Source organism: Streptomyces tyrfis, assembly GCF_037034285.1.
Taxonomy (GTDB): domain Bacteria; phylum Actinomycetota; class Actinomycetes; order Streptomycetales; family Streptomycetaceae; genus Streptomyces.
The window spans coordinates 1-1,387 of record NZ_JBAGJZ010000109.1 but is presented as its reverse complement, the minus strand read 5'-3'; the positions used below and the strand labels follow the sequence as shown (position 1 = coordinate 1,387).

The 1,387-nt window shown below is 73.8% G+C and carries 1 protein-coding gene; it reads left to right on the top strand.

Going from position 1 to position 1,387, the window contains the following annotated elements:
* The coding region (locus WA762_RS35380) for a lantibiotic dehydratase (protein WP_335941697.1) at nt 1–1,387 on the top strand (1,387 nt) is incomplete at both ends.

Genomic DNA, 1,387 nt, shown 5'->3' with positions numbered 1-1,387 from the left:
CATACCGTTCGCACGCCTCGAACGACGGGCCGACGGCGCCGTCGTACGGCTTCCGGGACGGCCCCAACAGCCCGTACCGGCCGAACTGCTGCCGGTGCTGGAGCTGATCGACGGCCGCCGCACCCTCGGCGACCTCGCCCGTGCCCTCACCCTCCCCGTCGAGCGGACCGAGGAGCGCCTGCGTGAGCTGGTGCGCCGGCGCTGGGTGACCTGGCGGCTGGAGGTGCCTTCGGGCGCCCACCCGGACCGGGAGTTGCGGGCGGTGCTGGAGCGGGTCGGTGATCCGGTGCTGCGGCGTGGTGCGCTGGAGCCGTTGGAGGTGCTGGAGCGGGGCCGGGAGCGGGTGCAGGCGGCCGGTCGTGACGCGGGTGCGCTGTGCGAGGCGCTCGCCGCGCTGGAGGAGGACTTCACCCGGATCACCGACACCGCCTCCCAACGCGCCAAGGGCACCCGCACCGCGCCGAACCGGTCGCTGGTCTACTCCGACACCCGGCGCTCCGCCACCGCCCGGCTCAGCACCGCCGTCCTGGACGAACTGACCCCGCTCTCCCTGTGCCTGACGGCCGTGGGCTGGCTCACCAGCCGGTACGCGGAGTCCATGCGCGCCCGGATCCGCGAGAGCTTCGACCGGGTGCGCGGCGACCGGCCGACCACCGACCTCGCCTCGCTCTGGTTCGCCTGCCTGCCGGCCCCGCACGCCGAGTCCATGCCGGAGGCGGACCGGATCGGCGCCGAACTGCGCGAGCGCTGGGCCCGGATCATCGACGCCCCCGAAGGCGCTCGCCGGGTGCAGCTGTCCTCGGCGGACATCGCCGACCGGGTCCGCGAGGAGTTCGACGGCCCGCGCGACGGCTGGTCGCTCTCCCGCTACGTCAGCCCCGACGTGCTCATCATGGCCGAGGACGCCGCGGCGGTCGAGCGGGGCGACTTCGAACTCGTCCTGGGCGAACTGCACATCGCCATGAACACCGTGGCCGCCTCGCTCTTCGTCAACCAGCACCCGGCCGTCGAGGAGCTGCTCGCCGAGACCAGCCGTGACTTCCCCGGACCCCGGCTGATGCCGATGCTGCCCAAGGAGCTGCCGCTGAAGTGGTCGGCGCGCAGCCGCCCCGCCCTGGACCGCCCGGAGGACTACTTCGTCGCCGTCGCCGACCACACCGCCGACCCGCACCGGGACCGCACCGTGCTCAGCGCCGAGGTCACCGTGGCCGACCGCGACGGCCGGCTGACGGCCGTCCTGCCGGACGGCAGCGAGTTCGACGTGCTGGACGTCTTCAGCCACGCCCTCACCAACCGCGTCATGGACCGCTTCGCGCTCCGCCCCGACGCGGATCATGTGCCGCGGGTGGCGGTGGACAAGTTGGTGGTGTGCCGGGAGTCGTGGCGT